We start from the raw sequence: 26,408 nt of genomic DNA, 5'->3' as shown, positions 1-26,408 counted from the left end.
CATTCCTAGCCGACACTGCCTTCCATGCCCATTTCGATGAGCTTGTTGAGTTCCATCGCGTACTCCATGGGGAGCTCGCGTGCGATCGGCTCGATGAACCCGCGCACGATCATCGACATCGCCTCGGTCTCGTCGATGCCGCGGCTCATGAGGTAGAAGAGCTGCTCTTCGCTGACCTTCGAGACCGTGGCCTCGTGGCCGAGCTTCACGTCGTCGACGCGGATATCGATCGCCGGGTACGTGTCTGAGCGGGAGATCGTGTCGACGAGCAGGGCGTCGCAGACGACACTGTTCGCCGAGTGGTGCGCGTTCGCGTCGATGCGCACTTCGCCGCGGTAACCGGCACGGCCTCCGCCTCGGGCGATCGACTTCGAGACGATCGACGACTGCGTGTACGGCGCCATGTGGATCATCTTCGCGCCGGCGTCCTGGTGCTGGCCCGGGCCCGCGAACGCGACCGAGAGGGTCTCGCCCTTGGCGTGCTCACCCATGAGGAAGATCGACGGGTACTTCATCGTGACCTTCGAGCCGATGTTGCCGTCGACCCACTCCATGGTGGCGCCCTCGGCGGCCGTCGCGCGCTTCGTCACGAGGTTGTAGACGTTGTTCGACCAGTTCTGGATCGTCGTGTATCGAACACGGGCGTCTTTCTTCACGATGATCTCGACGACGGCCGAGTGCAGCGAGTCGCTCTTGTAGATCGGCGCCGTGCAACCCTCGATGTAGTGCACGTAGCTGCCCTCGTCGGCGATGATCAGCGTGCGCTCGAACTGGCCCATGTTCTCGGTGTTGATGCGGAAGTACGCCTGCAACGGAATCTCGACGTGCACGCCCTTCGGCACGTAGACGAACGAGCCGCCCGACCACACGGCCGTGTTGAGCGCCGCGAACTTGTTGTCGCCCGCGGGGATGACGGTGCCGAAGTACTCCTCGAAGAACTCGGGGTGCTCCTTCAGCGCGGTGTCGGTGTCCATGAAGATGACGCCCTGGCGCTCGAGCTCTTCGTTGATCTGGTGGTAGACGACCTCGGACTCGTACTGCGCGGCGACGCCCGCGACGAGGCGCTGGCGTTCGGCCTCGGGGATTCCGAGTCGCTCGTAGGTGTTCTTGATGTCTTCGGGCAGGTCTTCCCAGGTCTGGGCCTGCTTCTCGGTGGAGCGGACGAAGTACTTGATGTTGTCGAAGTCGATCTCCGACAGGTCGGCGCCCCAGGTGGGCATCGGCTTGCGATCGAAGAGCTGCAGCCCGCGCTGGCGGCGCTGGAGCATCCATTCGGGCTCTTGCTTCAGCCCGGAGATGTCGGCGACCACCTCCGGCGAGATTCCGCGGCGGGCCGATGCCCCGGCGGAATCGGAGTCCGCCCAGCCGAACTCGTAGGTGCCGAGCCCTTCGAGTTCCGGTCGGTCGATCAGTACATCCGTCATGCTCTCCCTCTTCTCCTCCCGTGCAACCGGCTATCAGGCCGGCTCATTCCCCTCGTGAGTCGAGGTGCTCGTTGAGTGGGTGATGATGTGCCCGGTGGCGCTTGTGCCAACCTAAGATGGTCTGCGACCCGTGACGCGCGTTCTCGCGCGATCGGCGGGCCTGCCAACCCCTCAAGTCTATAGGGTCGCGGCGGGTGCCGGGCAGGACTCCCAGCGCCGTCACAGCGCGATCCGGATCAGGAACGACCAGCGTGACCCGCACTCTCCGCAGCTTCGCCTGGGCCTCGTTCATCGCCCAGGTCATGATCATCGCGACGGGCGGTGCGGTGCGCCTGACCGGTTCCGGCCTCGGATGCCCGACCTGGCCCACCTGCACGGCCGATTCCCTCGTGCCGACCGACGAACTGACCTACCATTCGCTCATCGAGTTCGGCAACCGCCTGATGACGGGCGTCGTCGGCATCATCGCCCTGATCGTCTTCATCCTCGTCTGGCGCATCCGACGCGAACGCCGCGACCTCTTCGCCCTCTCCTTCATCGTCGGCATCGGCATCGTCGCGCAGGCGGTCGTCGGCGGAATCACGGTGTGGACGGGGCTGAACCCGTTCATCGTCGGGTTCCACTACCTCTCATCGCTCGTCCTCGTCTGCATCACTGCCGCGTTCCTCGCACGCATGGACTCCCCCGCCGGCCCCCGTGAATCCGCGGTTCCGGGGTGGTACTCAGGCCTCGCACATGCGACGAGCGGCGTGCTCGCACTCACGATCGTGTTCGGCGTGCTGACCACCGGCTCTGGTCCGCACTCGGGCGACCTGGAGGCCGGACGCACGGGGTTCGATTCCGAGATCCTCGAGCACGTGCACGCCTGGCCCGGCTACGCGCTGCTCGCGCTGACCCTGGTGCTCGTCGTGGCCGCCTGGCGACTGCGGCTGCCGACGCTGCGCTGGTCGATCGCCCTGCTCGCCATCGAGCTCGTACAGGTCGGCGTTGGCCTCTATCAGGCGCGCAACGGCCTGCCGGCGCTCGCGGTCGGCGTGCACATGGTGCTCGCGGCGCTCACCGCCGCGACGATGACCGTCGTGGTGATGCGGCTGAAGCGACCGGCGTCGGCTGCGGTCGCAGATGACGAAGGCGCACCGGCAGCGGCATCCGCTCACTGATCGAGGCGGTGCACGAGCCGCGCGAGCTCGACGCGGTTGGCCGAACCGGTCTTCGCGAGCAGATGCGAGACGTGCGTGCTCACGGTCTTCTCACTGATCATCAGCTCGCGCGCGATCTCGCCGTACGTGCGCCCGACGGCGATCAGGTCGAGCACTTCGCGCTCTCGCGCCGTCAGGCCGTGCACGGCGGCCGGCGTACCGGATGCCGCCGGCGCGGGCTCATCGACGGCCACCCGTGCCCGGCGGGCGAGGTCGAGCAGTTCGTCCTCGACCGGTCCGGCGCCGAGGCGCCGGGCGAGGGCCAGCCCGCGCCGGAGCATGGCCGAACCCGCCGATCGGTCGTGGCCCCGGCCGAGGAGCGCCTCAGCGGCGCGACTGCAACAATAGGCCTCCTCCCACGGCAGGCCCGCCAGCTCGCAGCCCTCAGCACCCCGAACCCACGCATCGACTTCATCGGCCGCGCCGCGCGCACGCGCCTGCTCGGCGAAGTACATCTCGTCGAGTGCGTGCAGCTGTCGCTCCATCAACGGTGTCGGCTCGCCGACATCCCTGATCACACGCGGAAACCTCTCGACCAGGTCGGCCAGCATGGCGAGCACGGGATCGAGAGCTCCGCGGCCGTCGCGTGCCTCCTGGGCGAGATCTGCGAGGGCGCGGGCGGCGAGCGGCATCAGCCACTCGCACATGGTGGGAGCAGCTCCCGCGCCGGTCGCGCCAGAGATCGCGGCATCGTAGGCGCCTCGCGCGTCGCTCGCCGCGAGACGCACCTCTGCGCGAACCGCGTCGAACTCGAAGGCGAGGAAGGCAGATCCGTCGGCGAAGAGTTCGTCGGCGCGAAGCAAGTGACTCTCCGCTTCGGCGGTCCGCCCCTGCAGGGCGGCGAAGCGAGCCGCGGTCAGCCGAGCGCCCACATCGCCGACCGCGCCGGGATCGGAGCCGAGCGCGACACGCAGACGCTCCTCGCACTCGTGAGCCAGACCGACAGCGAGGAGTGAGGCGGCCTCCCCCGCGGAGAGCCAGCCGATGTACGACTGCGGGCCGCCGAGTTCGGCGAGTCGAAGTCGACCGGCTCGCATCTGGTTCGCGTACCACTCCGAGGCCCAGGTCTCGACGGCGTTCGCCTCCCAGAGCAGGGCATGCACGTATGCGAACCAGTCACGTGCCACGATCGCGGCAGCCACGCCCTCCTCGCCGTAGGCGCGCCCTGCCGCACCGTCCTCGGCGAACGAGGCGGCCATGGAACCGGCGGCGAGGGCGTGCGCGAGGGCTCGCGGATCGTTCGCCGTTCGGGCGACGTCGATCGCCTCGCGCGCGTGCGCTTCGGCACCCGGCACGTCGGCCCAGAGCTCGGCATGGGCGAGCTCGGCGAGCGCGAGCGCGTACTGCGGCGATGAGGGGTCTGCCGCAGCAAGCCGCACCGCCTCCGTCATCTCATCCAGGTCGATGAAGCCTTGACCCGCCATGAACCGGAGGTGCATCCGCCGCACATGCAATTCTGCCGCGATCAGCGGCTCGACCTCGGGATCGATGCGGTCGATGAGCATCTTCACGGCCTCGAGTTCCGCGGCCGTGGCGCCGACCTCGGCCGCGGTCCGCCGAAGCCGACGGAGCAGCTCGTCGAGCGAGAGTCCGGACTCCGGCAGTTCGGCGCGCAGACCGACGGCTCGGCGGAGCAGCCGGAGTTGCTCCGCCGAACCGGCCGCGTCGCCGGCTGCGTCCGCCGCCCGCAGAGCCCAGTCGAATGCCGCCTGCGTCTGGCCCGCACCGAACCTGTGGTCGGCGATGGCAACCGCGGATGCCACGGGCAGCGGCCGCTGCTGATCCGCTTCGAGCATGTCAGCGAATCGTCCGTGCCACTCCCGACGCTCGTCATCACCGAGGCGCTCGGCGAGGACCTCGGCGTTCAGCGGATGATGGAACCAATACGAGCCGTCCTCCAGTCGGTCGAGGGTGCCGGACTCCACCGCCTCGGCGAGCAGCGATCTGACGGCCGCGGCGTCGAGTTCTCCGAGCACCTCGACGAGGTCGCGGGCCTGCATCGCGGTCCCGCCCACCGCGAGCACCGTGGCGAGCCCCCGTGTTCCGGGCGAGAGGCTGAACCACGACTGCAGCACGGCCGAACTGAGATCCGTCGGGAACGCGGCCGGCGCGGTCCGGGCGTCCGCAGCGAGACCCGCGACCATCAGGCGGGTGAAGTACGGGTTGCCGCGGCTCCGCCGATGAACGTCGTCGACGAGCGAGTGGTGCGGCGATCCGCCGAGCAGGAGCTGGATCTGCTCGGCGGTTCCCGTGCGGTCGAGCGGTGCGAGCGCGAGTTCCGACATGCGCGGCAGGCGACGGATGTCGGCGAGCCAGCGCTGAAGCGGATGACCGAGTCCGACCTCCCCAGCTCGGAGCGTGGCGATCACCGTCAGACGCCGGCGTGCCGGACCCGCGATGACGTACATGAGCGTGTCGAGCGTCGAACGATCGGCCCACTGCACGTCGTCGACGACGAGCACCACGGGTCTGGTGCTGGCGCACCGGGCGAGCCATCCGTCGAACCGCACGGCGACATCTCGATCGCTGCCGTCAGCGTCGACGATCCCGGCGTCGATCAAGTCCTCATCCATGCCGCGCAACGCCGAGCGGATCGGAAGGAACGGGATGGACATCGACGTGAGCGGAAGGCACGCGCCGAAGATCGTCAGCGCATCGAATCCGTTCGAGCAGGCGCGCGCCACGAGCGCGGTCTTGCCGACGCCCGGGTCGCCAGAGACCACGAGCGTCTGCGCCTCCTCGGCGGCGGAGCGATCGAGGAGCCCCCTGATGGTCCCGAGTTCACGTTCCCGCCGGACGAACACCGGCGATGGCGGCTCAGGTGACATGGCCACGGTTCCAGTGTGGCACTCGGCCGCCGGAACATCAGGTTTCGTCGCGAGAACTCAGTGGCTCGACCCGCTTCGGCCTGCCTGCCCCACGACCGTCGTCGGAGTCCACGCCCGCTAGAACGGCAGCAGCGGGTCGATGCCGACCGCGAGGAACAGCACCGACAGGTAGGCGATCGAGCCGTGGAACACCCGCATGGGTGAGACATGCTCGTGGCGGATCGCGAGGCCGTACAGCCGATGCGTCTCGTAGACGAACCAGATGCCGCTGACCAGCGCGACCGCGGAATAGACGAGCCCCATGCCGGCGATCGGGATGAGCAGGAGGGAGCACGCCACGGTCGCCCAGGCGTAGAGGATGACCTGCAGCCCGACCTGCGCACGACCCCGCACCACGGCGAGCATCGGCACGCCGGCGGCCGCGTAGTCCTCCTTGTACTTCATCGAGAGCGGCCAGTAGTGCGGCGGCGTCCAGAGGAAGATGATGAGGAAGAGGATGAACGGCGGCCAGCTGAGGTCGCCGGTCACCGCCGCCCAGCCGATGAGCACGGGCATGCAGCCCGCCACACCGCCCCAGACGATGTTCTGGGCGGTGCGGCGCTTCAGGATCAGGCTGTAGAAGACCACGTAGAGCAGGATCGCGCCGAGCGAGAGCGCTGCGGCGAGCCAGTTGGTGAAGATGCCGAGCCAGACGATCGAGGCGATGCCGAGACCATAGGCGAAGACGAGCGCCTCGCGATCGGACAGCTCGCCGGTCACGAGCGGCCGACCCTGCGTGCGCTTCATGACCCGGTCGATGTCGCGGTCGATGTAGCAGTTGAACGCTCCGGCGGAGCCGGCGCTCATGGCGCCGCCGATGAGGGTCGCGATGAGCAGCCACAGGCTCGGCAGCCCCTGCTCGGCGAGGATCATCGTCGGAGCGGTCACGACGAGCAGCAGCTCGATCACGCGCGGCTTCGTGAGGGCCAGGTAGGCGGCGAGCTTGCGTCGTACGGTCATGGCCGGACGGGCGTCTCTGGTCTGTACGGCTGCCTGCATCGTTCCTCTGTTCCGGCGCGCGAGCGCAACGTGACGCCACGCTCGCAATCGATTCTATGACATCGTGTGTCGCTCGCTCCCGACCGCGGATTCCCGGGCCGTCCGGCCTCACATCAGCGAGCCTCGACGGTGAGTTCCGCGTCACCGTCATGAAACGTGAGGAGTCCATATACTTGGGTGAGCGCGCCCGACGGGCGGATTCGAACTTCCGTCCGGTGCCTCGACCAACGGGTCGACCGCCGGGCAGCTTTCGCATCGAAGCGATTCCAGCGGGGTTCGGGGCCATCGGTCCACGGGCGCCGTCCAATGACCGGAAGGAACAGCACCTCGTGGCAACTCTGCAGTGGGAACCCATCGACGATCAAGCGGTCGACACGGCACGCGTCCTCGCGGCCGACGCCGTCGAGAAGGTCGGAAACGGGCATCCCGGCACCGCGATGAGCCTCGCACCCGCCGCCTATCTTCTCTTCCAGAAGGTCATGCGCCGCGACCCGTCCGACCATGCGTGGCTCGGCCGCGACCGCTTCATCCTCTCCGCGGGCCACTCCTCGCTCACCCAGTACGTGCAGCTCTACCTCGCCGGCGACGGCCTCGAGCTCGCCGACCTCGAGTCGCTGCGCACCTGGGGATCGAAGACCCCGGGCCACCCCGAATACGGCCACACCGCCGGCGTCGAGATCACGACCGGTCCGCTCGGTCAGGGTCTGGCCTCCGCGGTCGGCTTCGCGTACGCCTCCCGCTTCGAGCGCGGCCTCTTCGATCCCGATGCCGCGGCCGGCACCAGCCCGTTCGATCACTTCGTCTACGTCGTCGCCAGCGACGGCGACCTGCAGGAGGGCATCACGAGCGAAGCCTCCTCGCTCGCCGGCCACCAGCAGCTCGGCAACCTCGTCGTGATCTACGACTCCAACCAGATCTCCATCGAAGACGACACCGACATCGCCTTCACCGAAGACGTCGCGAAGCGCTACGAGTCCTACGGATGGCACGTGCAGACCGTCGACTGGAAGAAGACGGGTCAGTACGTCGAAGACGTGGCCGAGCTGCACGCCGCGATCGAGGCGGCGAAGGGCGAGTCGTCGAAGCCGTCGATCATCATCCTGAACACGATCATCGGCTGGCCGTCGCCCGGCAAGCAGAACTCGGGCAAGATCCACGGCTCAGCTCTCGGCGCGGCCGAGCTCGCCGCCACGAAGGAGGTGCTCGGATTCGATCCCGAGCAGGCGTTCGTCGTCGCCGATGAGGTCATCTCCCACACCCGGGGCGCCATCGAACGCGGTGCGGCACAGCACGCAGAGTGGCAGCTCGCCTTCGACGCGTGGGCCGACGCGAACCCCGACCGCAAGGCGCTGCTCGACCGGCTCGAAGCAGGTGAGCTGCCCGCCGACCTCGAGTCCGTGCTGCCCGCCTTCGAGGGCGGCACCGAGGTCTCGACGCGCGCAGCCTCCGGCAAGGTCATCAACGCACTCGCCGGTGCGCTGCCCGAGCTCTGGGGCGGCTCGGCCGACCTCGCCGAGTCGAACCTCACGACGATCAACGGTGCGGCCTCATTCATCCCGACCGAGTGGTCGACGCACGAGTTCTCGGGCAACCCCTACGGCCGAGTGCTGCACTTCGGCATCCGCGAACACGCCATGGCCGCCATCCTCAACGGCATCGTGCTGCACGGGAAGACCCGCGCGTTCGGCGGCACCTTCCTCATCTTCAGCGACTACATGCGCCCCGCGGTTCGTCTCGCGGCCCTCATGCACGTGCCCTCGATCTTCGTCTGGACGCATGACTCCGTCGCCCTCGGCGAAGACGGCCCGACCCACCAGCCCATCGAGCAGCTCGCAGCACTCCGGGCGATCCCCGGGCTCACCGTCGTGCGGCCCGCCGACGCGAACGAGGTCGCACACGCCTGGCTCGAGATCCTGAAGCGCCGAGGCGGTCCGACGGGCATCGCCCTGACCCGTCAGAACATCCCCGTGTTCGAGCGGGGCGATGACGAGGCATCCGGCGACACCCTCGCTGCCGCGTCCAACGTGGTGAAGGGCGCCTACGTGCTCGCCGAGGCCGCATCCGGCAAGCCTGACGTCATCCTGATCGCAACCGGCTCCGAGGTGCAACTCGCCCTCGCCGCACGCGAGACGCTCGCCGCCGACGGCATCGGCGCACGCGTCGTCTCAGCGCCGTCGCTCGAGTGGTTCGAGGAGCAGCCCGCCGAGTACCGCGAGCACGTGCTGCCCGCAGCCGTCACCGCCCGCGTCTCGGTCGAAGCAGGTCTCGCGCTCTCATGGCAGCGCTACCTCGGTACGCGGGGCCGTTCGGTGTCGATCGAGCACTTCGGCGCCTCCGCCGACTACAAGACCCTGTTCCGCGAGTTCGGCATCACCACTGACGCCGTCGTCGCCGCCGCGAAGGAATCGCTCGCGTCGGCCTGACGCGGGCCCGAAGAGGAGACACTTCCCATGACCAGCAACTCCCCCACCGCAGCACTCTCCGAAGCCGGCGTGAGCATCTGGCTCGACGACCTCTCGCGTGAACGGATCGCCTCCGGCGACCTCGTCCGACTCATCGCCGAACGCGATGTCGTCGGGGTCACAACCAACCCGACGATCTTCGCCGGCGCCCTTTCCAAGGGTGAGCGCTACGCCGAGCAGGTACAGGCGCTCGCCGCGGCGGGCGCCGACGTCGACACTGCAGTCTTCGAGATCACGACCGATGACGTGCGCGACGCCGCCGACGTCTTCCGCCCCGTCTTCGACCGCTCGGGCGGTTTCGACGGCCGAGTCTCGATCGAGGTCGCGCCAGGGTTGGCCCGCGACACGGCCGGCACGATCGCCGAGGCCAAGACGCTCTGGGCCAAGGTCGACCGGCCCAACGCCATGATCAAGATCCCCGCGACCGTCGAGGGCCTCGACGCCATCACCGCGGCGATCGGCGCGGGCATCAGCGTCAACGTGACCCTGATCTTCAGCCTCGACCGCTACCGCCAGGTCATCGCGGCCTACCTCGCCGGTCTCGAGCAGGCCAAGGCCGCCGGCATCGATCTCTCGACGATCCACTCAGTCGCCTCGTTCTTCGTCTCGCGCGTCGACACCGAGATCGACAAGCGGCTCACGGCGATCGGCACCGACGACGCGCTCGCCCTCAAGAGCAAGGCCGGCGTCGCGAACGCGCGCCTGGCCTACGAACTCTTCGAACAGGAGTTCGCCGGCGAGCAGGCCGCCGCGCTCCTCGCATCCGGAGCGAACCGCCAGCGCCCGCTCTGGGCCTCGACCGGCGTGAAAGACCCATCGCTGCCCGACACCCTCTACGTGACCGAACTCGTCGCCCCCGGCGTCGTCAACACGATGCCCGAGAAGACCCTCGAGGCGACGTTCGACCACGGTGTCATCACCGGCGACACCGTCACCACCGCATACGCCTCGGCGGGCGAGGTGCTCGACGCCCTCGCCGGCGTCGGCGTCGACTACGACGACGTCACCCTGGTGCTCGAGAACGAGGGCGTCGACAAGTTCATCGTCTCGTGGAACGAACTGCTCGACACCGTGCGCGCAGCACTGGAGTCGGCACGATGAGTTTCCGCATCTCCGTGAGCGGTGCCGCCGCCGACGCCGTCCGCCGCACCGTCCCGACGCTCGTCGCCGATCTCGTGGCGAGCGGCATCACCGCCCAGGACCCCGCACTCTGGGGCCCCGAAGCCGAATCCGAATCAGCGAAGCGACTCGGCTGGACCGAGGCCGTGGCGATCTCCCGTCCGCTCGTCGCCGAGATCGAAGCGCTCCGCGAAGAGCTCGAAGCCGCAGGCGTCGATCACATCGTGCTCGCCGGCATGGGCGGTTCGTCGCTCGCACCCGAGGTCATCACGCGCACCACCGACGTCGACCTCACGGTTCTCGACTCGACCGAGCCCGGACAGGTTCGCGCTGCCCTCGCCGACCGACTCGCGACCTCTGCGCTCGTCGTCTCATCGAAGTCGGGATCGACCGTCGAGACCGACAGCCAGCGCCGAATCTACGAGCAGGCGTTCCGCGACGCCGGAATCGATCCCGCCGGGCGCATCATCGTCGTGACCGATCCCGGCTCGCCGCTCGATGAGTCGGCGCGCGCCGCGGGCTACCGCGTGTTCAACGCCGACCCCGATGTGGGCGGCCGCTACTCGGCGCTCACGGCGTTCGGTCTCGTGCCGTCGGGCCTCGCCGGCGTCGACATCGCCGAGATCCTCGACGAGGCGGAGACGATCGAGCTCTCGCTCGCCATCGACACCCCCGACAATCCGGGCCTCGTGCTCGGCGCCGCGATCGCCGGCACCACACCCCTCCGCGACAAGCTCGGCATCATCGCCGATGGCACGCACATCGTCGGGTTCGCCGACTGGGCCGAGCAGCTGATCGCCGAGTCGACCGGGAAGAACGGCACCGGCCTCCTGCCCGTCGTGCTCGGCGTCGACGCTCCCGAGCTCGGCGAGGGTCTCCCCGACCTACAGATCGTGCGCGTCGTCGACGACGCGGGCGACGAGATCTTCGGTCACGACGACTCCGGCGAGATCCGCGTGTCCGGCACTCTCGGTGCGCAGTTGCTCGTCTGGGAGTACGCGACCGCGGTCGCGGGCCGCCTCCTCGGCATCAACCCCTTCGACCAGCCAGACGTGGAGTCGGCCAAGGTCGCCGCCCGAGGGCTGCTCGATGCCCGCCCCGAGCCCGCGCCCGCCGCCTTCGTCGAACAGGGCATCGAGGTGCGCGGCACGCCCGAGGTCATCGGCGCCTCGAGCGACCTCGCCTCAGCCATCGACGTGCTGCTCGAAGAGCTGCCGGCCGACGGCTACCTCTCGATCCAGGCCTACGTCGACCGCGTCGCCCACCCCGACCTCGAGCGACTTCGCGGCCTGCTCGCCGCCCGGGCCGGCCGCCCCGTCACCTTCGGTTGGGGCCCGCGCTTCCTCCACTCCACCGGTCAGTTCCACAAGGGCGGTCCAGCGGTCGGGGCATTCCTCCAGATCACGCAGACGCCCGCGAACGACCTCGCGATCCCCGATCGCCCGTTCACCTTCGGCCAGCTCATCGCCGCTCAGGCCTCCGGTGACGCGAGCGTGCTCGCCGATCACGGTCGCCCGGTGCTCACCCTCACGCTGACGAACCCCGCGGCCGATACGGCGACGTTGTTCGACGTCGTCGCCTGAACCGCGGAGCAACGATGCAGCCAGCCGAGATCACCGCGAACCACAACCCGCTCCGCTCCCCCAAGGACTACCGGCTGAACCGCATCGCGGGTCCGTCGAGCCTCATCATCTTCGGTGTCACGGGCGACCTGTCGCGCAAGAAGCTGATGCCGGCGGTCTACGACCTCGCGAACAGAGGGCTTCTGCCGCCCGGATTCGCGCTCGTCGGATTCGCGCGACGCGAGTGGGCCGATGAGGACTTCGAGCGAGTCGTGCACGATTCGGTCAAGCAGTACGCCCGCACCGAGTTCCGTGAGGACGTCTGGAAGCAGCTGGCTCGCGGCATCCGCTTCGTACCCGGCGACTTCGACGACGACGCGGCGTTCGACCGTCTGCGCGACGTGGTGCAGGAACTCGACCGGGAACGCGGCACGATGGGCAACCATGCGTTCTACCTGTCGATCCCGCCGAAGTCGTTCCCGCTCGTCACCGAGCAGCTCAAGCGCTCCGGGCTGACCGAGCAGCGCGGAGACCAGTGGCGTCGCGTGGTCATCGAGAAGCCGTTCGGCAGCGACCTGAAGACGGCTCGCGAGCTGAACGACGTCGTGGCCTCGGTCTTCCCGCCCGACTCCGTCTTCCGCATCGACCACTACCTCGGCAAGGAGACCGTCCAGAACATCCTGGCGCTCCGGTTCGCGAACCAGCTCTACGAGCCCATCTGGAACGCGAACTTCGTCGACCACGTGCAGATCACGATGGCGGAGGACATCGGCGTCGGCGGCCGTGCCGGCTACTACGACGGCATCGGCGCAGCGCGCGACGTCATCCAGAACCACCTCCTGCAACTCCTCGCACTCACGGCCATGGAGGAGCCGATCTCGTTCGAAGCGGGCGACCTCCGTGCCGAGAAGGAGAAGATCCTCGCGGCAGTGCGACTGCCCGACGACCTCGCCGACGGCACGGCTCGCGGGCAGTATTCGGGCGGATGGCAGGGCGGCGAGAAGGTCATCGGTTTCCTCGACGAAGACGGCATGAACCCCGAGTCGACGACCGAGACCTACGCTGCGATGAGGCTCACGATCGGCACGCGTCGGTGGGCGGGAGTGCCGTTCTACCTGCGCGCCGGCAAGCGGCTCGGCCGTCGTGTCACCGAGATCGCGGTCGTCTTCAAACGCGCCCCGCAACAGGTCTTCGCCGACAGTCAGACCTCGCAGCTCGGTCAGAACGCACTCGTCATCCGCGTACAGCCCGACGAGGGCGTCACGATCCGATTCGGCTCGAAGGTACCGGGTGCCGGAATGCAGGTGCGCGACGTCACCATGGACTTCGGCTATGGCCACGCCTTCACCGAGGCGAGCCCCGAGGCCTACGAGCGACTGATCCTCGATGTGCTGCTCGGTGATCCTCCCTTGTTCCCCCGGCAGGAGGAGGTGGAACTCTCGTGGAAGATCCTCGACCCGATCGAGGAGTTCTGGGCGACGCAGGGCCGGCCCGAGCAGTACCGCCCCGGCACCTGGGGGCCGACCTCCGCCGATGAACTCCTCGAACGCGACGGACGAAGCTGGAGACGCCCATGATCGTCGATCTGCCCGACACGACGACCAGCCAGGTCTCCAAGACGCTCGTCAAGATTCGCGAGGAGGGCGGGGTCGTCGCACTCGGCCGAGTGCTCACCCTGGTCATCGCGACCGAACCCGGCGCCGAAGAAGAGGCGATCGAGGCGGCCAACGACGCCTCGCGCGAGCACCCGATGCGCGTCATCGTCGTCTCGACGGAGCCAGGCACCCAGACCTCGTCGATCGAGCCCCGCCTCGACGGTGAGATCCGCGTCGGCGGCGACGCCGGTGCGAGCGAGGTGATCGTGCTGCGCGCCTGCGGCGACGCCGCTCGCGACGAGGAGAGCCTCGTCATGGCCCTCCTCCTTCCCGACGCGCCCGTCGTCACCTGGTGGCCGGGCGCGGCACCCGAGGTGCCTGGCAGATCCCCGCTCGGTCGCATCGCGCATCGCAGAATCACGGATGCCTCGACGCAGGCCGATCCGCAGGCGGCGCTGCGTGCCCTCGCGAGCAACTACCTACCCGGCGACGCCGACTTCGCATGGACCCGGCTCACGCTGTGGCGCGCCCAACTCGCGGCCGTGCTCGACCAGCCGCCCTACGAACCCGTCACCCGGGTGCAGGTCACCGGGGCGAGCGACTCCCCCTCGACCACGCTCCTCGCCGCTTGGCTCCGTCTGCAACTCGACTCGCCCACCGAGTACCAGCTCGCCGGTCCCGAGTCCGGACTCCACGGCATCCATGGCGTGCGCCTCGAGCGCGCAGGCGGTGCCATCGAACTCGTCCGCGACGTTCCCGGCATCGCGACGCTCAGCCAACCTGGGCAACCGAGGCACGACCTGGCGTTGCCGCGACGCAACCTCCGCGACTGCCTGGCCGACGAACTCCGTCGTCTCGACCCCGATGAGTTGTTCGGCGAGGTCATCACGAGCGGGCTCCGGCTTCTCAACGACGGCGAAGAGGGAGGTCACCCATGACGAACGAACGACGCGTGCTCGTGCACCCCGACAAGGTCTCGCTCGCGGGATCGGTCGCGGCACGGTTCATCACGAAGCTCCTCGACATCCTCGACACCCAGGCGGTCGCCCACATCGTGCTCACCGGCGGCTCGATGGGCGGCGCGGTGCTGCAGGCGATCGGTGCGTCACCGGCCCAGACGTCGGTCGACTGGTCACGAGTGCACTTCTGGTGGGGCGACGAGCGGTGGGTGCCGGCCGGCGACGCCGAACGCAACGATGAGCAGTCCCGGGTCGCCTTTCTCGGCGCGCTCGAGTTGCCGGCCGAGAACCTGCACCCGTTTCCGGCTTCCGACTCGGGTCTCGACCTCGACACGGCGGCCGAGGTCTACGCCGCCGAGCTCGCATCGCACGGCGTCGACGGGCTCCCGCATCCGATCTTCGACATCACCTTCCTGGGTGTCGGCCCCGACGGGCACATCGCCTCCCTCTTCCCGCACCGTTCCGGCATCGGGGTCACCGATCGCACGGTGATCTCCGTGCGCAATTCGCCGAAGCCGCCGCCCGAACGGCTGAGCTTCACCCGGCCGGTCATCAATGCGTCGCAACGGGTGTGGATGGTGCTCGCGGGCGCCGACAAGGCATCGGCCCTCGGTCTCGCCCTCGCCGGCGCGAGTCGTGACGAGGTTCCCGTCGCCGGCATCAAGGGGCGTCGGCGTACCGTGTTCTTCGTCGACGCCGACGCGGCATCCGAAGTGCCCGAGTCGCTCATCGCTCGCGACTACTGAACCATCACACGGCATGCGAAAGGGGGCGGCCCGCAGGCCGCCCCCTTCTCGCGTTGCTTCGCGTCAGTCCTTCTTGGGGGCCTGACCGCGGCGCGTTCGCAGCTGCGTGAGCGCATCGTCGAGGAGCGCTGCCGCCTCTTCGTCGGTGCGACGCTCCTTCACGTACGCGAGGTGCGTCTTGTAAGGCTCGAGCTTCGAGACCGACGGCGGGTTCTCGCGGTCGCGCCCGGCCGGGAGACCCGTCGATGGGCTGTCGATGGTCTCGGGGATCTCTTCTTCGGGCAGCGTCGCCGAGAAGTAGCGCACGGTCTCGTTGCCGTGTGCGTCCCAGTAGCTGATGGCGACGCGGTCGGCATGAAAGCCGCGATCCTGCTCGCCCATGGGGCCTGCGCCGACTCGCGAGCCGCGGATGGCACTGTTTCCTGAAGCCATGATCGTTCCCGTCAGATTCCGGAGTCGAACTTGGTGATGAGCCCCAGCACCACGATGCAGGACACCCAGACGAGTCCGAGGATGACCGTGATGCGGTTCAGGTTGCGCTCGGCGACACCGGATGCCCCGAGGCTGGACGTGACACCGCCGCCGAACATGTCGGACATTCCACCGCCACGACCCTTGTGCAGCAGGATGAGCAGCGTCAGCAGCAGGCTCGTGAGACCGAGCAGCACCTGCAGGACGACCTGGAGAATCTCCACGGTGTGAACCTTTCCGGGCACGACAGAGGCGTCGATGCCGACAATCGAGTATAGCCGGTCGCGCGAGAGTACCCGGAAGCGCATCGCGCTCCCGGGTACTCGAACCTCACGCTCCGACGTGCTTCTTGAACCGAACGATGCTCGAGAACTCGGCGATGTCGAGGCTCGCACCACCGACGAGTGCGCCGTCGACGTTCGGCTCACGCAGGAACGAGGCGATGTTCGCGGCCTTGACCGATCCGCCGTAGAGGATGCGAGTCGCCTGGGCGACCTCCTCGCCGCAGAGTTCGACGAGCACGCCGCGCAGCGCCGCCGCGACCTGCTCGGCCTGGGCGGGCGTGGCCGCCTGCCCGGAACCGATCGCCCAGACGGGTTCGTACGCAACGACGAGACCCTTCGCGCCGACGACACCGTCGAGTGCCGCGCGCAACTGCGCAACCGGCACGGCGCTCGGTCCGTGGGCCTCGAGGTCTTCGGCGGTCTCGCCGACGCAGACGACCGGCACGAGCCCGTGACGGTGCGCGGCCTTGACCTTGGCATTGACCTCGGCATCGGATTCCGCGTGCAGCGTGCGCCGCTCGGAGTGACCGATGATCACGTAGCCGCAGTCGAGCTGCGAGAGGAAGGCACCGGAGATCTCGCCCGTGTACGCGCCGTGGTCGTGTGCAGAGAGATCTTGAGCGCCGTAGGCGATCGGAAGGGAGTCGGCTGCTACGAGCGTCTGCACCGAACGCAGGTCGGTGTACGGCGGGAAGACCGCGACCTCTGCGTCGGCGAAGTCGTGCTTCGCGTCGGCCAGCGACCACGCGAGCTTCTGCACGAACGCGATCGCCTGCAGGTGATCGAGGTTCATCTTCCAATTGCCCGCGATGAACGGGGTGCGTTTCACTGCCATCCGAGGACCTCCAGTCCGGGAAGTTTCTTACCTTCGAGGAACTCGAGGCTCGCGCCTCCGCCGGTCGAGATGTGACCGAACTGATCGTCTTCGAAGCCGAGTTGACGAACAGCGGCGGCCGAGTCGCCACCGCCCACGACGCTGAGTCCGTCGACCTCCGTGAGCGCTTCGGCGACCACGCGGGTGCCTGCCGCGAACGGGGCGAGCTCGAATACGCCCATCGGGCCGTTCCAGAACACCGTCTTCGAACCGCGGATGCGGTCGGCGAAGGCGGTGGCCGTCTCCGGGCCGATGTCGAGCCCGAGTCCGGATGCCCCGAACGGCGTCGCTTCGATCGAATCCGCGGCCGCGACGACGTGGTCGGCATCCGCCGAGAACGAAGCGGCGACGACGACGTCGGTCGGCAGCACGATGTCGACTCCACGCTCGGCCGCCTCGGTGAGGTAGCCCTGCACGGTCTCGATCTGGTCGGACTCGAGCAGACTCGAACCGACCTTGTGGCCTGTGGCCGCGAGGAAGGTGAAGAGCATGCCGCCGCCGATGAGCAGCGCGTCGACCCGCGGAAGCAGGTGCGCGATGACGCCGAGCTTGTCGGAGACCTTCGAGCCGCCCAGCACGACCGCGTACGGACGTTCGGGATTCTCGGTGAGCCGGTCGAGCACATCGAGCTCCGCGGCGATGAGCAGTCCGGCAGCACTCGGTCGCAGCTGTTCGAGCTCGTAGACGCTCGCCTGCTTGCGATGCACGACCCCGAAGCCGTCGGAGACGACCGCGTCGGCGAACTCGGCGAGTTCCCCGGCGAACGCGGTGCGCTCCGCCTCGTTCTTCGAGGTCTCCCCCGCGTTGAAGCGCAGGTTCTCGAGCACGAGCACTTCGCCGTCGCCGAGAGCCGCGACCTTCGCCGCGGCATCCGAGCCGACCGTGTCGGTCGCGAAGCCGACCGACCTGTCGAGCAGTTCGCCGAGCCTGGCCGCAACGGGCGCGAGGCTGTACTTCGCGTCGGGTGCGCCGTCGGGCCGACCGAGGTGGGAGACCACGATCACGCGAGCGCCCTGGGCGACCAGCGTCGTGATGGTGGGGACCGATGCCCGCACGCGGCCGTCGTCCGTGATGACCCCGTCCCGGAGGGGGACGTTCAGGTCACAACGGACGACGACGCGCTTGCCGGCGAGCGGACCGAGGGAATCGATCGTTCGCAGGGTCACAGATGGCTCGATTCAGAGACGTTCGGCGACGTACTCGGTGAGGTCGACGAGACGGTTGGAGTAGCCCCACTCGTTGTCGTACCAGCTCGAGAGCTTGACCTGGTCGCCGAGCACGCGGAGGAGACCGGCGTCGAAGATCGACGAGTGCGGGTCGGAGACGATGTCGCTCGAGACGATCTCGTCTTCGGTGTACTTGAGGATGCCCTTCATGGGGCCCTCGGCTGCGGCCTTGTACGCCGCCTTGACCTCGTCGACCGTCACAGGGCGCGACGACGTGACGGTGAGGTCGGTGATCGAGCCGGTGGGAACCGGGACACGCAGTGCAAAACCGTCGAGCTTGCCGACGAGCTCGGGCAGCACGAGGCCGATGGCCTTGGCCGCACCCGTAGAGGTCGGCACGATGTTGACGGCGGCCGCGCGGGCGCGACGCAGGTCTTTGTGGGGGCCGTCCTGCAGGTTCTGGTCGGCAGTGTAGGCGTGCACCGTCGTCATGAGACCGCGCTCGATGCCGAACGCATCGTTGAAGACCTTCGCGAGCGGCGCAAGGCAGTTGGTCGTGCACGACGCGTTCGAGATGATGTGGTGCCGAGCGGGGTCGTAGTCCTGCTCGTTGACACCCATGACGAACGTCGCGTCTTCGTCGGTCGCGGGAGCGGAGATCAGGACCTTCTTCGCGCCGGCCTCGATGTGCTTGCGCGCATCGGCGGCCTTGGTGAAGAAGCCCGTCGACTCGATGACGATGTCGACACCGAGCTCGCCCCACGGAAGGTTCGCGGGGTCGCGCTCGGCGAATGCCTTGATGGCAGTTCCGTTGACGATGATGTTGTCGTCGTCGTAGTCGACGGTCGCGTCCAGACGGCCCGCGATGGAGTCGTACTTGAGGAGGTGGGCGAGCGTCTTGTTGTCGGTGAGATCGTTCACGGCGACGATCTCGAGGTCGGCGCCCTGCGCGAGGGCGGCACGGAAGTAGTTGCGGCCGATACGGCCGAAGCCGTTGATGCCGATCTTTACAGACACAGATGTCTCCTGGTTGACGATGGCGCGAACGCGCACTTTCACTGGTGAACTGGTCGGACGACGGTGTCCCCGGACGTGTCCTGGGACACCGTCCGTTTACGACAGTAGCAGCAGCCCTGAGGTCTTCTCACCAGCGGTCGTGAACCGCTTCTGGACGTTCTCCCAGTTCGCGATGCTCCAGAACGCCTTGACGTAATCGGCGCGCACGTTCTGGTAGTCGAGGTAGTACGCGTGCTCCCAGACGTCGAGCATGAGCAGCGGCACGATGCCGGCGGGGAGGTTGCCCTGCTGGTCGAAGAACTGCACGATGATCGGGCGCCGGCCGATCGAGTCCCACGCGAGCACAGCCCAACCGGAGCCCTGCACACCGAGCGCGGTTGCGGTGAAGTGAGCCTGGAACTTGTCGAAGGAGCCGAATTCGTCGTCGATCGCCGCGGCAAGATCTCCGGTGGGCCTGTCGCCACCGTCGGGTGAGAGGTTCGTCCAGAAGATCGAGTGGTTCACGTGACCGCCGAGGTTGAAGGCGAGGTCCTTCTCGAGCTTGTTGACGTTCGCGAGGTTGCCCGAGTCACGAGCCTCCGCGAGCTGGGCGAGAGCGGTGTTGGCGCCCGTCACGTATGCCTGGTGGTGCTTCGAGTGGTGCAGCTCCATGATCCTGCCGCTGATCGCCGGCTCGAGCGCCGAGTAGTCGTAGGGAAGATCGGGAAGAGTGTAGTCGGCCATTGCTTCTCCTTGTCAGATGCGCCGGTTGTCAGATGCACCGGATCCTGGTCAGGTGCGCCGCGCCCCCGGGCGACCCCCGGGTTCCACGGCTGCCTTTCGAGTCTATGCCCGTCTTCGACGCGGTCGTCCGGTCAGACCTCGTCGAGATCAGCGGGCATGCTCGCTTCGGTGCCCGGCACTCCGAGGTCGGCGGCGCGCTTGTCGGCCATGGCGAGAAGGCGACGGATGCGACCTGCCACCGCGTCTTTCGTCATGGGCGGGTCCGCGTAGTGGCCGAGTTCGTCGAGGCTCGCCTCACGGTGCGCCAGGCGGAGTTCGCCCGCGTACTTCAGGTGATCGGGGATGCCCTCGCCGAGGAGCTCCATCGCGCGCTCGACTCGAGCGCAGGCAGCGACCGCGGCCTGCGCGGAGCGACGAAGGTTGGCATCGTCGAAGTTGACGAGACGGTTGGCCGTCGCGCGCACTTCTCGACGCTGGCGCAGTTCCTCCCAGTTGCGCACTGTTTCAGTGGCTCCCATCAGCGCGAGCATCGCGCTGATCGCCTCGCCGTCGCGGACGACGACCCGGTACACGCCGCGCACCTCTCGGGCCTTCGCCGAGATGCCGAGCCGGCCCGCGGCGCCCACGAGGGCCATGGCGGTCTCGTTGCCGGGGCAGGTCACCTCGAGCGCCGCCGAACGGCCGGGATCGGTCAGGCTCCCCTTCGCGAGGAACGCCCCGCGCCAGATCGCTGCGACCTCCTCGCGAGACCCGGTGGTGAGCTTGTTGGGCAGGCCGCGCACCGGGCGCCGCCGGGCGTCGAGCAGCCCGGTCTGGCGAGCCAGCGTCTCGCCGCCCTCGAGCACGCGCACGAGGTACTGGTTGGAGCGGCGCACGCCGGTCGGCGAGATCACCGAGACGTCGGGGCGCACGCCGTAGATCTCCCCCAGATCGCGTGTCACTCGCCGTACAAGCGTCGGCGAGTCGAGTTCGGCCTCGATGGCGATGCGGTTCGAGATGATGTGCAGCCCGCCGGCGAACCGTAGCGTCGAGGCCAGTTCCGCTGCCCTGGCCCCCGTCTTCGATACCTCGACCCGCGCCAGTTCCTCTTTCACATCAGCGGTCAGCGCCACTTGTCGTCCCATCTCTCATCACTTGCACGGGCATGCGATCACTCGCGCCCGAGATCCCGATCCTTCACACTCACGACGACCCCGGGCAGCGCGGCGACACGCTTGGCCAGCTCCCGCACCATGGCCACGGAGCGATGCTTGCCACCCGTGCACCCGATCGCGATCATCGCGTGTCGTTTGTTCTCCCGCTGGTAGCCGGCGAGCACTGGCTCGAGCGCAGTGGCATAGGCCTCGACGAACTCCATCGCGCCGGGCTGGCTCAGGACGTACTCCGACACCGTGGCATCCTCGCCGGTGAGCGGGCGCATCTCGGGGATCCAGAACGGATTCGGGAGGAAGCGCGCGTCGGCCACGAGGTCTGCATCGGAGGGCACGCCGTACTTGAAGCCGAAGCTCTGCATGGTGACGTTCAGGCCGGCATGGCCGACCTCGGCGAACGTCTCGGTCGTGAGCATCGCCAACTGGTGGATGTTCAGGTCGGAGGTGTCGACGACGATGTCGCTCGCCTCGCGCAGTTCGGCGAGTCGGGAACGCTCCGCACCGATTCCGTCGAGCAGCGTGCCGTCGCCCTGCAGCGGGTGCGGCCGCCGCACCGACTCGAAGCGTCGTACGAGCACGGCGTCGGTGGCATCGAGGAAGACGACACGAACACTGACACCCGTGCGGAGCGCCTGAATGATCTCTCGGAGCTCGGAGAAGAAGTCACGGCCTCGGATGTCGACGATCGCCGCGAGACGCGGAAGCGATGTGCCGGCCCGTTCGACGAGTTCGACGAGCGGGCGGAGCATCTGCGGCGGAAGATTGTCCACGACGTACCAGCCGAGATCTTCGAGCGCGTTGCCGACCGTCGAACGGCCCGCACCCGACATGCCCGTGACGATCAGCATCTCCTGCTGCTCGGAATCTTCGGTCATCGTGTCGGAGCCCCCCTCCCTCGTATCGACACCCCAGCCTATCGGGGTGCGGGGGCGCCATCGGCGTGCAATGTGCCGTGCACGGTCGCCGCGAGCGCGGGGCCGATGCCCTTCACCTCGGCGATATCGGTCTCGGATGCCGCGCGCAACTGCTTCACCGATCCGAAGTGCCGCAACAGGCCCTTCACCCGAGACGGCCCGAGACCGGGGATCTCGGACAGCACGCTGCTGATGTCGCGCTTTCGGCGCTGCCGCTGGTGGGTGATCGCGAAGCGGTGCGCTTCGTCTCGCACCCGCTGGAAGAGGAAGAGCGCATCGCTGTTGCGGGGCAGGATGACGGGATACTCGCCGCCCGGCGTCCAGATCTCCTCGAGCCGCTTGGCGATGCCGCAGAGGTAGATGCCCTCGACGCCCGACTCCGCGAGCGCTCGGGCCGCAGCCGCGACCTGAGGTTGGCCGCCGTCGACGATCAGCAGGTTCGGCCGGTAGGCGAACCGCTTCGGGCCCTCGGATGCCGCGGCATCCGATTCATCGGCCGTTTCCGGAGACGCCAGGTGAGCGAGACGACGTGCGAGCACCTGGTGAAGCGAATCGGTATCGTCGGTCGTCGTCGGAATCGTGAACCGGCGGTATTCGTCTTTGCGGGGCAATCCGTCTTCGAAGACCGCCATCGAGGCGACGACGTTGGTTCCGCCGAGGTGCGAGACGTCGTAGCACTCGATGCGCAATGGCGCATCGGCCATGCCGAGCGCTTCCTGAATGTCTTCGAGTGCACGCGAGCGGGTCGTGAAATCGGCGCTGCGCCGCGTCTTGTAGAGCATGAGCGTCTGTCGGGCGTTCTCCGTCGCGGTCGCGAGGAGCGCCGCCTTGTCACCGCGCTGTGCGGCTCGCAGGCGCACCTTGCGGCTCGCGATGTTGCCGAGCCATGTCTCGAGCGCCTCGGCGTCGTCGGGCAACTCCGGCACGACGACCTCTGCGGGCGGCACCGCCCCGTCGCCGTACGCGTTCTGCACCACCGAGTCGACGAGTTCGCCGAGCGGCACGTCGAGCTCTTTGTCGACGGTCCACGAGCGCACGCCGCGGATTCGGCCGCCGCGCACGATGAAGAGTTGCACGGCGGCAGCCAGTTCGTCGTGCTCGATGCCGAACACGTCGATGTCGACCTTCTCGCCGAGTACGACCGCGCTCTTCTCGAAGAACGACGTGGCCGCCTGGAGACGATCGCGGAGTCGCGCAGCGGACTCGTAGTCTTGCACGGCGGCGGCGGAGCGCATGCGTTGCGTGAGTTCGCCGAGGATGCGGCGGTCTTGATTCTGCATGAACGAGACGAAGCGGTCGACGTTCCCGCGATGCTCCTCGATCGTCACGAGTCCGGAGCACGGCCCGAAGCAGCGACCGATCTGGCCGGCGAAGCACGGCTTGCCGCTGGCCATCGCCCGACGGTAGTCGGAGTCTTTGCAGGTGCGGATAGGGAAGAGCTTCAGCAGGATCTCGAGCGTCTCGTTGACCGCCCACACCTTGGGATAGGGCCCGAAGTACCTGGCTCCGCGAATCTTCCGGTTACGGGTGACGACCGCCCGTGGCGCTTCGTCGGCCAGAGTCACCGCGAGGTACGGATACGACTTGTCGTCTTTGAACTGGACGTTGAACGGCGGATCGAACTCGTTGATCAGGGTGAACTCGAGCTGCAGCGCTTCGACCTCGTTCGCCACGACGGTCCACTCCACGGAAGCTGCAGTGGTCACCATGCGGCGGGTTCGCTCGTGCAGCGTGCGAGGAGGCGCGAAGTAGTTCGAGAGTCTTGCGCGGAGGTTCTTCGCCTTGCCCACGTAGAGCACGCGGCGGTCGACGTCACGGAACCGGTATACGCCGGGACTCGTGGGGATCTCGCCCTTCTTCGGGCGATACGGAACGCCCTCGGTGCTCGGCGGCACAGTGCTCATCGGTTCAGCTGGCGACTGCGGCTCGTGCCGACGCCGGGTCGAGGATCTCGCGCAGGAAATACCCGGTGTGGCTCTCGGGCACGGCAGCGACCTGCTCGGGGGTGCCCGTCGCCACGACCTGGCCGCCGCCCGAGCCGCCCTCTGGGCCGAGGTCGATGATCCAGTCGGCAGACTTGATCACGTCGAGGCTGTGCTCGATCACGATGACCGTGTTGCCCTTGTCGACCAGCTTGCCGAGCACCTTGAGCAGCTTCTGCACGTCTTCGAAGTGCAACCCGGTCGTGGGTTCATCGAGCACGTACACGCTGCGACCGTTCGAGCGTCGCTGCAGTTCGGTCGCGAGCTTCACGCGCTGCGCCTCGCCTCCAGAGAGCGTCGTGGCACTCTGGCCGAGCTGCACGTAGCCGAGCCCGACGTCGACGAGTGTCTTCAGGTAACGATGGATGGCAGCGATCGGCTCGAAGAACTCGGCCGCTTCGCTGATCGGCATCTCGAGCACCTCGGCGATGTTCTTGCCCTTGTAGTGCACCTGCAACGTCTCGCGGTTGTAGCGCTTGCCGCCGCAGACCTCGCAGGCCACGTAGACGTCGGGCAGGAAGTTCATCTCGATCTTGATCGTGCCGTCGCCCGAGCATGCCTCGCAGCGGCCGCCCTTGACGTTGAAGCTGAATCGGCCGGGCAGGTATCCGCGGGCCTTCGATTCGGTCGTCTCGGAGAAGAGCGTGCGGATGCGGTCGAAGACGCCGGTGTACGTCGCGGGGTTCGATCGGGGCGTGCGCCCGATGGGCGCCTGGTCGACGTGCACGACCTTGTCGAGCTGCTCGAGCCCCGTGACCCGGCGATGCTTGCCCGGCACCTTGCGTGCACCGTTCAGTCGGTTCGCGAGCACGCGGTAGACGATGTCGTTGACGAGCGACGACTTGCCGGAGCCGCTCACGCCGGTGACCGCGGTGAGCACGCCGAGCGGGAACTCGACGTCGACGCCGCGCAGGTTGTTGGCTTCGGCCCCCTGCACGAGGATCTGGCGCTCGGTATCGATCGCACGGCGCTGCTCGGGAATCGGAATCTCCCGACGCCCGGACAGGTAGTCGCCGGTGAGCGAGCGCGTGTTCTTCACCAGATCGGCATAGCTGCCGGAATGCACGACGGTGCCGCCGTTGATGCCGGCGCCGGGGCCGATGTCGACGATCCAGTCGGCGGTGCGGATCGTATCTTCATCGTGCTCGACGACGATCAGGGTGTTGCCGAGATCACGGAGTGCGATAAGCGTGTCGATGAGGCGACGGTTGTCGCGCTGGTGCAGGCCGATGCTCGGCTCGTCGAGCACGTAGAGCACGCCGGTCAGGCCCGACCCGATCTGCGTCGCGAGACGGATGCGCTGCGCTTCGCCGCCGGAGAGCGTCGCCGCGGCCCGCGAGAGGTCGAGGTAGCTCAGGCCCACCCTGATCAGGAAGTCGAGTCGCAGCTTGATCTCGCGCAGCACCTGAACGGCGATCGCCTGCTCGCGGTCAGTGAGTTCGAGACGATCCATGAATGCACGGGCATCGGTGAGACTGAGCAGCCCGACGTCGGCGATGCTGTGGTGGTGGATGAGCACCGAGAGCACCTCGGGCTTCAGTCGCTTGCCGTCGCAGACGGGGCAGGGCACCTCGCGAAGATACTCCGACCAGCGGGCGCGCTGCACATCGGTCTCGGCCTGCAGGTATTGGCGTTCGATATAGGGCACGACCCCCTCGAAGCCCGAGGTGTAGCTCATCTCGCGGCCGTAACGGTTGCGCCATTTCACCTTGACCTCGAAGTTGTCGCCGCGCAGCACCGCCTGGCGAGCGCCCTCGTCGAGCTGCTCCCACGGGGTGTCGAGCGAGAAGTCGAGATCGCGGGCGAGCCCGCCGAGCAGCTTCTCGTAGTAGTTGTAGAGGCTCTTGCCCTGCGAGGTCCACGGCAGGATGACGCCGTCGGCGATGCTGAGGCTCTGGTCGCCGAGCAGGAGCGAATCGTCGACCGACATGCGCGTGCCGAGTCCGGAGCACTCGGGGCAGGCGCCGAACGGGGCGTTGAACGAAAAGGTTCGCGGCTCGATCTCAGTGAGCTGGATCGGATGCTGGTTCGGACATGAGAGCTTCTCGGAGAAGGTCGCCCACGCGGCCGAGCCGGTCTCGTCGACGTAGTTGATGTGCACGAGACCGTCGGTCAGACGCAGCGCGGTCTCGAGGGAGTCGGTCAGACGCCCGAGCAGCTCGGGCCCGGCGACGAGACGGTCGATGACGACGGAGATGTCGTGCTTGATCTGTTTCTTGAGCTTCGGCGGGTCGTCGAGGCGCACGACGTCGCCGTCGACCACGGCGCGCGAGTAGCCCTGCGCGGCGAGGTCACGGAAGAGATCGACGAACTCGCCCTTCTTCTTCGACACGACCGGACTGACGACCTGGTAGCGGGTGCCGTCGGGCAGCTCCATCAGCTGATCGGCGATCTGCTGCACCGTCTGTCGTTGAATGCGCTCGCCGCACACCGGACAGTGCGGCACGCCGATGCGCGCCCAGAGCAGTCGCATGTAGTCGTAGATCTCGGTGATCGTGCCGACGGTCGATCGCGGGTTGCGGTTCGTCGACTTCTGGTCGATCGACACCGCGGGACTCAGCCCCTCGATGAAATCGACATCTGGCCGGTCGACCTGCCCGAGGAACTGCCGCGCGTATGCCGAGAGCGACTCGACGTAGCGTCGCTGCCCCTCGGCGAAGATCGTGTCGAACGCGAGAGATGACTTGCCGGACCCCGACAGCCCGGTGAACACGACCATCGCGTCGCGCGGGATCTCGACGTCGATGTTCTGCAGGTTGTGTACGCGAGCACCGCGGACACTCAGGCGCGAATGGGCATCGAGACGTGAAACAGGCACCCTTCGAGTGTAGAGAGCACCACTGACACTGAAGCCCCGGTCGCGCGTGCTCTGAGCGAACATACGTTCGAACCCG

At 67.8% G+C, this 26,408-nt stretch carries 20 protein-coding genes; 7 read left to right on the top strand and 13 right to left on the bottom strand.

Annotated features, from left to right (window positions below; translation table 11 throughout):
• Nucleotides 1-5: 5 nt before the first annotated feature.
• Nucleotides 6-1,424, bottom strand: coding sequence for a Fe-S cluster assembly protein SufB (sufB, locus tag FHG54_RS09575; RefSeq protein WP_139417070.1), 1,419 nt, complete (start codon nt 1,422-1,424; stop codon nt 6-8).
• A 302-nt stretch (nt 1,425-1,726) separates the two neighbouring features.
• Here sufB and FHG54_RS09570 point away from each other — a divergent pair, with 302 nt between their 5' ends.
• Nucleotides 1,727-2,584 carry a COX15/CtaA family protein gene (locus FHG54_RS09570; protein WP_420837426.1) on the top strand — a complete coding sequence of 286 codons (858 nt, stop codon included), beginning with the start codon at nt 1,727-1,729 and terminating at the stop codon, nt 2,582-2,584.
• On the opposite strand, the gene FHG54_RS17005 is transcribed toward FHG54_RS09570, so the two are convergent.
• Complete coding sequence (locus FHG54_RS17005) at nt 2,578-5,451, bottom strand: helix-turn-helix transcriptional regulator (RefSeq protein WP_276528346.1); 2,874 nt, start codon at nt 5,449-5,451, stop codon at nt 2,578-2,580. The genes FHG54_RS09570 and FHG54_RS17005 overlap by 7 nt on opposite strands.
• A 117-nt stretch (nt 5,452-5,568) precedes the next feature.
• Nucleotides 5,569-6,489: a heme o synthase gene (locus FHG54_RS09560; protein WP_139417067.1), complete on the bottom strand. Its 921-nt coding sequence runs from the start codon at nt 6,487-6,489 to the stop codon at nt 5,569-5,571.
• A 329-nt stretch (nt 6,490-6,818) separates the two neighbouring features.
• On the opposite strand from FHG54_RS09560, the gene tkt reads away from it, so the two are divergent.
• From tkt to pgl, 6 genes are read left to right on the top strand one after another with little or no spacing between them, the layout of a single operon-like run.
• On the top strand, nt 6,819-8,912 hold the full coding sequence (gene tkt, locus FHG54_RS09555) for a transketolase (protein ID WP_139417066.1): 2,094 nt from the start codon (nt 6,819-6,821) through the stop codon (nt 8,910-8,912).
• A 27-nt stretch (nt 8,913-8,939) separates the two neighbouring features.
• On the top strand, nt 8,940-10,052 hold the full coding sequence (tal, locus tag FHG54_RS09550; RefSeq protein WP_139417065.1) for a transaldolase: 1,113 nt from the start codon (nt 8,940-8,942) through the stop codon (nt 10,050-10,052).
• Nucleotides 10,049-11,653, top strand: coding sequence for a glucose-6-phosphate isomerase (locus FHG54_RS09545; RefSeq protein WP_139417064.1), 1,605 nt, complete (start codon nt 10,049-10,051; stop codon nt 11,651-11,653). Before tal ends, FHG54_RS09545 begins: the two co-directional genes overlap by 4 nt.
• Nucleotides 11,654-11,667: 14 nt before the next feature.
• Nucleotides 11,668-13,209, top strand: a complete 1,542-nt coding sequence (gene zwf, locus FHG54_RS09540; RefSeq protein ID WP_139417063.1) for a glucose-6-phosphate dehydrogenase — start codon at nt 11,668-11,670, stop codon at nt 13,207-13,209.
• Nucleotides 13,206-14,165 (top strand): glucose-6-phosphate dehydrogenase assembly protein OpcA, encoded by a 960-nt coding sequence (locus FHG54_RS09535; RefSeq protein ID WP_139417062.1) that lies wholly within the window; start codon nt 13,206-13,208, stop codon nt 14,163-14,165. Before zwf ends, FHG54_RS09535 begins: the two co-directional genes overlap by 4 nt.
• A complete protein-coding gene (pgl, locus tag FHG54_RS09530) occupies nt 14,162-14,932 on the top strand; it encodes a 6-phosphogluconolactonase (RefSeq protein ID WP_139417061.1) in 771 nt (256 codons plus the stop codon). Before FHG54_RS09535 ends, pgl begins: the two co-directional genes overlap by 4 nt.
• Nucleotides 14,933-14,995: 63 nt before the next feature.
• On the opposite strand, the gene FHG54_RS09525 is transcribed toward pgl, so the two are convergent.
• The 10 genes from FHG54_RS09525 to uvrA form a co-directional block, all read right to left on the bottom strand.
• Complete coding sequence (locus FHG54_RS09525; RefSeq protein ID WP_139417060.1) at nt 14,996-15,364, bottom strand: RNA polymerase-binding protein RbpA; 369 nt, start codon at nt 15,362-15,364, stop codon at nt 14,996-14,998.
• 11 nt (nt 15,365-15,375) lie between these two features.
• Nucleotides 15,376-15,627 (bottom strand): preprotein translocase subunit SecG, encoded by a 252-nt coding sequence (gene secG, locus FHG54_RS09520; protein WP_139417059.1) that lies wholly within the window; start codon nt 15,625-15,627, stop codon nt 15,376-15,378.
• Nucleotides 15,628-15,733: 106 nt separating this feature from the next.
• Nucleotides 15,734-16,522 carry a triose-phosphate isomerase gene (gene tpiA, locus FHG54_RS09515; RefSeq protein WP_139417058.1) on the bottom strand — a complete coding sequence of 263 codons (789 nt, stop codon included), beginning with the start codon at nt 16,520-16,522 and terminating at the stop codon, nt 15,734-15,736.
• A complete protein-coding gene (locus FHG54_RS09510; protein ID WP_139417057.1) occupies nt 16,513-17,727 on the bottom strand; it encodes a phosphoglycerate kinase in 1,215 nt (404 codons plus the stop codon). Before FHG54_RS09510 ends, tpiA begins: the two co-directional genes overlap by 10 nt.
• Before the next feature lie 12 nt (nt 17,728-17,739).
• Nucleotides 17,740-18,744, bottom strand: coding sequence for a type I glyceraldehyde-3-phosphate dehydrogenase (gene gap / locus FHG54_RS09505; protein ID WP_139417056.1), 1,005 nt, complete (start codon nt 18,742-18,744; stop codon nt 17,740-17,742).
• A 96-nt stretch (nt 18,745-18,840) separates the two neighbouring features.
• Nucleotides 18,841-19,467, bottom strand: a complete 627-nt coding sequence (locus FHG54_RS09500) for a superoxide dismutase (RefSeq protein WP_139417055.1) — start codon at nt 19,465-19,467, stop codon at nt 18,841-18,843.
• 131 nt (nt 19,468-19,598) lie between these two features.
• Entirely contained in the window at nt 19,599-20,579 is a 981-nt protein-coding gene (whiA, locus tag FHG54_RS09495) for a DNA-binding protein WhiA (RefSeq protein ID WP_139418390.1), read from the bottom strand.
• Between the two features lie 38 nt (nt 20,580-20,617).
• A complete protein-coding gene (gene rapZ / locus FHG54_RS09490) occupies nt 20,618-21,493 on the bottom strand; it encodes an RNase adapter RapZ (protein WP_139417054.1) in 876 nt (291 codons plus the stop codon).
• Nucleotides 21,494-21,531: 38 nt separating this feature from the next.
• Nucleotides 21,532-23,436, bottom strand: a complete 1,905-nt coding sequence (gene uvrC, locus FHG54_RS09485) for an excinuclease ABC subunit UvrC (RefSeq protein WP_139417053.1) — start codon at nt 23,434-23,436, stop codon at nt 21,532-21,534.
• 4 nt (nt 23,437-23,440) lie between these two features.
• The gene (gene uvrA, locus FHG54_RS09480) at nt 23,441-26,332 is read right to left on the bottom strand and encodes an excinuclease ABC subunit UvrA (protein WP_139417052.1); all 2,892 of its coding nucleotides are present in this window, start codon (nt 26,330-26,332) and stop codon (nt 23,441-23,443) included.
• Between the last annotated feature and the right edge of the window lie 76 nt (nt 26,333-26,408).

The sequence above is a fragment of the Agromyces laixinhei genome (assembly GCF_006337065.1).
Classification (GTDB): domain Bacteria; phylum Actinomycetota; class Actinomycetes; order Actinomycetales; family Microbacteriaceae; genus Agromyces; species Agromyces laixinhei.
Note: the sequence above shows the minus strand (reverse complement) of the source record. Positions and strands in the feature narration are given on the sequence as shown.